This is a genomic window from Pseudomonas sp. EGD-AK9 (assembly GCF_000465935.2).
Classification (GTDB): domain Bacteria; phylum Pseudomonadota; class Gammaproteobacteria; order Pseudomonadales; family Pseudomonadaceae; genus Aquipseudomonas.
Map to the genome: position 1 here is coordinate 1 of NZ_AVOF01000188.1, position 6,567 is coordinate 6,567.

The 6,567-nt window shown below is 65.4% G+C and carries 5 protein-coding genes; all 5 read left to right on the plus strand.

The features are described from left to right. The first annotated feature begins 135 nt into the window (after positions 1 to 135). The gene (locus tag N878_RS10240) at positions 136 to 2,436 is read left to right on the plus strand and encodes an ABC transporter permease subunit (RefSeq protein WP_021443566.1); all 2,301 of its coding nucleotides are present in this window, start codon (positions 136 to 138) and stop codon (positions 2,434 to 2,436) included. A 15-nt stretch (positions 2,437 to 2,451) separates the two neighbouring features. Then, the gene (pstA, locus tag N878_RS10245; RefSeq protein ID WP_021443567.1) at positions 2,452 to 4,128 is read left to right on the plus strand and encodes a phosphate ABC transporter permease PstA; all 1,677 of its coding nucleotides are present in this window, start codon (positions 2,452 to 2,454) and stop codon (positions 4,126 to 4,128) included. A gap of 89 nt (positions 4,129 to 4,217) precedes the next feature. Continuing rightward, positions 4,218 to 5,051, plus strand: a complete 834-nt coding sequence (gene pstB, locus N878_RS10250; RefSeq protein WP_021443568.1) for a phosphate ABC transporter ATP-binding protein PstB — start codon at positions 4,218 to 4,220, stop codon at positions 5,049 to 5,051. 169 nt (positions 5,052 to 5,220) lie between these two features. Further along, positions 5,221 to 5,949: a phosphate signaling complex protein PhoU gene (gene phoU / locus N878_RS10255; RefSeq protein WP_021443569.1), complete on the plus strand. Its 729-nt coding sequence runs from the start codon at positions 5,221 to 5,223 to the stop codon at positions 5,947 to 5,949. A 129-nt stretch (positions 5,950 to 6,078) separates the two neighbouring features. After that, on the plus strand, positions 6,079 to 6,567 hold a 489-nt coding region (locus N878_RS10260; RefSeq protein ID WP_021443570.1), incomplete at its 3' end, for a response regulator.

The following is a 6,567-nucleotide window of genomic DNA, read 5'->3' on the forward strand; positions in this document are numbered from 1 at the left end:
GGGGCCCGCCACTCTTCGGAGTGGCGGGCTTCGTCATGTCAGCTGGCTGTAACCTTTCTGTCATACAAGCCCGCTAGATTGGCAAGCCTGGGCAGCCGCATGCGCTGCAAACAAGCTCGCGCAGAGATTTCTCGCATGAATGACTTGGCAAACGACACCGTGAACCGCTCACCGAATCAGGGGGTCGAGAATCCCCTGGGGATCGACTTCAATACCCCCTCCCTGCAGCGCAAGCGCCGCCTGCGCGCGCTGAAGGATCGCTTCGCCCGCTGGGCGGTTTCCGTCGGCGGCATGGCGGTGCTCGGTGCCATCACCCTGATCTTCTTCTACCTGGCCTATGTGGTGCTGCCGATGTTCCAGGGCGCCGACCTGGACAGCCGCAAGCCGGTGCAGGCCGCCTGGCTGGGCGAAGCCGGCGCACCGCTGCTGCTGACCCTGGAAGAGCAGAACCAGATGGCCATGCGCCTGGACCAGAGCGGTCAGGTGCAGTTCTTCGATGCCAAGCAGATGCAGCCGCTGAGCCGCGTGCAGCTGCCGATTCCGGCGGATGCGCGTATCGTTTCGGTCGGCCAGGACCAGCCGGGCAGCAACCGCGTGGCCCTGGGCCTGTCCAACGGCCAGGTGCTGGTGTTCCGGCATGTCTACAAGCTCAGCTACCCCAACGATGTGCAGACCATCACGCCGAGCATCGAATACCCCTTCGGCGCCGCGCCGATCGAGCTCGATGCCCAGGGCCGCGAGCTGGATCACGTCGGCCTGAGCCTGAACGGCGGCACCCTGATGCTGGCCGGTTCCACCGGTACCGAACTGCACGTGCTGAACCTGGGCCGCGAAGAGAACCTGATGACCGGCGAGGTCACCCTCAGTGAAGAGCGCGTCGCCCTGCCGCAGATCGCCGAGCCGATCAAGGCACTGATCATCGACCCGCGCCACCTGTGGCTGTACGTGGTCAACGGGCGCGCCACCGCCGATGTCTTCGACCTGCGCAGCAACAGCCTCAACGGCCGCTACAAGCTGCTGGAGAACGGCAAGCTGGAGGTCAGTCAGGCCACCTCGCTGCTCGGCGGCATTTCGCTGCTGATCGGCGACAGCAGCGGCGCTATCGCCCAGTGGTTCATGGTGCGCGAAGCAGACGGCAAGGCCGTGTTGAAGTCGATCCGCAGCTTCCAGCTGGGCGACAGCCCGATCGTGCAGATTCTCCCGGAAGAGCGCCGCAAGGGCTTCCTGGCGCTGGACGAGCAGGGCAACCTGGGCATCTTCCACAGCACCGCGCACCGGACCCTGCTGGTCGACCAGGTCGCCGAAGGTCAGGTGCTGGCCGCCCTGTCGCCGCGCGCCAACCGCGTGCTGGTGGAGCGCGAGGGCCAGCTGCAACGTTGGATCATCGACAACCCGCACCCGGAGATTTCCTGGAGTTCGCTGTGGGGCAAGGTGTGGTACGAGAACTACGACGCGCCCGGCTACGTCTGGCAATCGACCTCCGCCAGCACCGACGCCGAACCCAAGCTGAGCCTCGCACCGCTGGCCTTCGGTACGCTCAAGGCGGCGTTCTACGCCATGCTCCTGGCCGCGCCGCTGGCGATTGCCGCCGCGATCTACACCGCCTACTTCATGGCCCCGGCCATGCGCCGCAAGGTCAAGCCGGTGATCGAGCTGATGGAGGCGCTGCCGACGGTGATTCTCGGCTTCTTCGCCGGCCTGTTCCTCGCGCCCTACGTGGAAGGCCATCTGCCGGGCATCTTCAGCCTGCTGATCTTTACCCCGATAGGCATCCTGCTGGCCGGCTACCTGTGGAGCCGCCTGCCGGAGTCGATTCGCCTGAGCGTGCCGGATGGCTGGGAATCGGCGCTGCTGATCCCGGTGATCCTGCTGGTGGCCTACGTCTCGCTGGCCATGAGCGGGCACCTGGAGAACTGGCTGTTCGACGGCGACATGCGCATGTGGCTGAGCAATGACCTGGGCATCCCGTTCGACCAGCGCAACGCCCTGGTGGTCGGCCTGGCCATGGGCTTCGCGGTGATCCCGAACATCTACTCGATCGCCGAAGACGCCGTGTTCAGCGTACCCAAGAGCCTGACCTTCGGCTCCCTGGCCCTGGGCGCCACGCCCTGGCAGACCCTGACCCGGGTGGTGATCCTCACCGCCAGCCCGGGCATCTTCTCGGCGGTGATGATCGGCATGGGCCGCGCCGTCGGCGAGACCATGATCGTGCTGATGGCCACCGGCAACACCGCGATCATGGACATGAACATCTTCGAAGGCCTGCGCACCCTGGCCGCCAACGTGGCGGTGGAAATGCCCGAATCGGAAGTCGGCGGTACCCACTACCGCGTGCTGTTCCTCTCGGCGTTGGTGCTGCTCGGCTTCACCTTTGTCATGAACACCCTGGCGGAGCTGGTGCGCCAGCGTCTGCGCGTCAAGTACGCCTCGCTCTAAGGTTTGGGAAGGTATATGTCCGTGAAACAGAACAACCTGAAAACCTGGTTCAAGAGCGGTACGCCGTGGATCTGGATGAATGCCGGCGCCGTATCGATCGCGGTGATCATGACCCTCGGCCTGCTGTTGGTGATCGCCGTACGCGGCCTCGGCCACTTCTGGCCGGCGAATATAGTCGAAGCCGACTACCAGGTGCCGGGTCAGGAAGCCCGGGTGATGGCCGGCGAAATCACCCAGATCGAGGAAGTGCCGCGCGCGCGTCTGGCCGCCTCCGGCTTGCCGGTGGATGTCGAGGGCGGCGAGTTCATGACCCGCGAGCTGTTCAAGGTGGGTAACCGCGACGTGTATGGCGCGGACTTCACCTGGGTGGTCGGCGAATGGCTGAGCAATCCGCGCACCCCGGGAAACCTCACGGCGCTGGAGCGCCGCGAGTGGGGCAACTTCTACGGCTACCTGGTCAACGTCAAGGAAGCCGGCGAGCTGGTGGCCGAAGGCGATGCCAGCTGGCCCGCGCTGCAGGAACGCATCGCCCGCGTCGAGAAGCTGCACAAGCAGCTGGTGCGCCTGGAGAAGAAGGACATCGGACGGATCAACGCCGGGCTCGAGCGCGTGCGGCTGCAAACCCGCAAGCTGGAGTTGCAAGGTCGGCTGGATGACGTCGCCCGCGCCGAGCTGGACGCCGAGCGGGCGCAGTGGGATGCCGAGTACAAGGTGCTGGAAACCGAGCTGATCGCCCTCAACCAGGCGTTCAACCGCGACAGCGTCACGCTCAAGACCGTCGATGGCCGCGAAGTCACCATCAGCCTGGGCAAGGTGGTGCGGGCCTTCCAGCCCAATGCCATGGGCCTGGGCGAGAAAATCGCCTTCTACTTGGCCAAGTTGTGGGAATTCGTCAGCGACGACCCGCGCGAGGCCAACACCGAGGGCGGCATCTTCCCGGCGATCTTCGGCACCATCATGATGACCCTGATCATGGCCGTGATCGTCACCCCGTTCGGCGTGGTGGCGGCCATCTACCTGCGCGAGTACGCCAAGCAGGGCCCGCTGACCCGGGTGATCCGCATCGCGGTGAACAACCTGGCCGGCGTACCGGCGATCGTCTACGGCGTGTTCGGCCTGGGCTTCTTCGTCTACGTGCTGGGCGGCTCGCTGGACCGCCTGTTCTTCCCGGAAGCCGCCCCGGCGCCGACCTTCGGCACCCCGGGCCTGCTGTGGGCCTCGCTGACCCTGGCGATCCTCACCCTGCCGGTGGTCATCGTCGCCACCGAGGAAGGCCTGGCACGGATTCCGCGGGCGGTGCGCGAAGGCTCCCTGGCCCTCGGCGCGACCAAGGTGGAGACCCTCTGGCGCGTGGTGCTGCCGATGGCCAGCCCGGCGATGATGACCGGCCTGATTCTCGCCGTGGCCCGCGCCGCCGGCGAGGTGGCGCCGCTGATGCTGGTGGGCGTGGTCAAGCTGGCGCCGTCGCTGCCGGTAGATGGCAACTACCCCTACCTGCACCTGGACCAGAAGATCATGCACCTGGGCTTCCACATCTACGACGTCGGCTTCCAGAGCCCCAACGTCGAGGCCGCGCGGCCGCTGGTGTACGCCACCGCGTTGCTGCTGGTGCTGGTCATCATCCTGCTGAACTTCAGTGCGGTGTATATCCGCAACCACCTGCGCGAGAAGTACAAGGCGCTGGATCACTAATTCTGCGGCAGGCGGCAAGCTGCAGGCACCGGGCGAGAGCCGGCCTGCGGCCTGTAGCTTGAAGCCTATAGCCTCCGAAGGAGACTGTTATGCAACACGAAGCCCATACCCACGGTATCGACCTGGCCGCCCTCGGCCGCGACAAGCAGAGCCTCAACCTGGCCAGCGAGACCACGGCCATCGCCGTGCCGGGGCTGAACCTCTACTACGGCGAGAAGCAGGCGCTGTTCGACGTCAAGATGGAGATCCCGCGCCAGCGCGTCACCGCCTTCATCGGCCCGTCGGGTTGCGGCAAGTCGACCCTGCTGCGCACCTTCAACCGGATGAACGACCTGGTCGACGGCTGCCGCGTGGAAGGCGAGATCAACCTCGACGGGCGCAACATCTACCGCAAGGGCGAGGATGTCGCCGAGCTGCGTCGCCGCGTCGGCATGGTGTTCCAGAAGCCCAACCCCTTCCCCAAGAGCATCTACGAGAACGTGGTGTACGGCCTGCGCATCCAGGGCATCAACCAGAAGCGCGTGCTCGACGAGGCGGTGGAGTGGGCGCTGAAGAGCGCGGCGCTGTGGGACGAGGTCAAGGATCGCCTGCACGAATCGGCCCTCGGCCTGTCCGGCGGTCAGCAGCAGCGCCTGGTGATCGCCCGCACCGTGGCGGTACAGCCGGAAGTGCTGCTGCTCGACGAACCCTGCTCGGCGCTCGACCCGATTTCCACGCTCAAGGTCGAAGAGCTGATCTACGAACTCAAGAGCAAGTACACCATCGTCATCGTCACCCACAACATGCAGCAGGCGGCGCGGGTGTCCGATTACACGGCGTTCATGTACATGGGCAAGCTGATCGAGTTCGGCGACACCGACACCCTGTTCACCAACCCGGCCAAGAAGCAGACAGAAGACTACATCACCGGTCGTTACGGCTAAGGCCATGGCAAATACTCCCTGGCTTTGTCGGGCGCGCTTGTCGTACTCATCGTACTGTCAGCGCACGCCCTTCGCGCCAGAGAGCATTTTCCAAGGGCCTTGATACTTAATGCAGGGTGCGCCGCGCGCACCATGGTCACCCAAGCCGGCAGCTTTCGCGGAGCGAAACATGATCAACAAAGACAACCTCACCCAGCACATCTCCCAGCAGTTCAACGCCGAACTGGAAGAAGTGCGCAGCCACCTGCTGGCCATGGGCGGCCTGGTGGAGAAGCAGGTCAACGACGCCGTCACCGCGCTGATCGAGGCCGACTCCGGCCTGGCCCAGCAGGTGCGCGACATCGACGACCAGATCAACCAGATGGAGCGCAACATCGACGAGGAGTGCGTGCGCATCCTCGCCCGGCGCCAGCCGGCGGCCTCCGACCTGCGCCTGATCATCAGCATCTCCAAGTCGGTGATCGACCTCGAGCGCATCGGCGACGAGTCGACCAAGATCGCCAAGCGCGCCATCCAGCTGTGCGAGGAAGGCGAGTCGCCCAAGGGCTACGTCGAGGTGCGGCATATCGGCGACCAGGTGCGACGCATGGTGCAGGAGGCGCTCGACGCCTTCGCCCGCTTCGATGCCGACCTGGCGCTGTCGGTGGCGCAGTACGACAAGACCGTCGACCGCGAGTACAAGACCGCGCTGCGCGAACTGGTCACCTACATGATGGAAGACCCGCGCTCGATCTCCCGCGTGCTCAACGTGATCTGGGCGCTGCGTTCGCTGGAGCGCATCGGCGACCACGCGCGCAACATCGCCGAACTGGTGATCTACCTGGTGCGCGGCACCGACGTACGGCATATCGGCCTGACGCGCATGCGCGAAGAGGTCGAGGGCAAGCCCGGCGCCTGAGCCGGCGCTGGTTGTCGCATGGCAGGGCGTCGCGGTGCGCCCTACCGCTGAGGTGGGGCATGCGCTTTTCCGTTGGCCTTTGGCCACTGGCCATGACTATGCTTAACGCCATTCGTACAGGAGAGGCCGATGAGCAAAGTCAGTGTGCTGGTGGTGGACGACGCGACCTTTATCCGTGATCTGGTCAAGAAAGGGCTGCGCGATCACTTCCCCGGCGTACAGATCGAAGAGGCGGTCAACGGGCGCAAGGCCCAGCAGCTGCTGGGCCGCCAGCCGGTCGACCTGATCCTCTGCGACTGGGAAATGCCGGAGATGTCCGGCCTCGAGTTGCTGACCTGGTGCCGCGAGCAGGACAGCCTGAAGACCACCCCCTTCATCATGGTCACCAGCCGCGGCGACAAGGAAAACGTGGTGCAGGCGATCCAGGCCGGCGTCTCCGACTACATCGGCAAGCCCTTCTCCAACGAGCAGCTGGTGACCAAGGTGAAGAAGGCGCTGAGCCGCGCCGGCAAGCTGCAGGCCCTCGCCGCCAGCGCCCCGCCGAAGATGCTCAGCAGCGGCGCCTTCGCCAACGACTCGCTGGCCGCCCTGACCGGCGGCAAGGCCGAGGTGGTCAAG

What these genes read in the sequence shown, in the direction of transcription:
- N878_RS10240 (WP_021443566.1), top strand. Translation starts at nt 136, where the DNA reads ATGAATGACTTGGCAAACGACACCGTGAACCGCTCACCGAATCAGGGG.
- pstA (WP_021443567.1), top strand. Translation starts at nt 2,452, where the DNA reads ATGTCCGTGAAACAGAACAACCTGAAAACCTGGTTCAAGAGCGGTACG.
- pstB (WP_021443568.1), top strand. Translation starts at nt 4,218, where the DNA reads ATGCAACACGAAGCCCATACCCACGGTATCGACCTGGCCGCCCTCGGC.
- phoU (WP_021443569.1), top strand. Translation starts at nt 5,221, where the DNA reads ATGATCAACAAAGACAACCTCACCCAGCACATCTCCCAGCAGTTCAAC.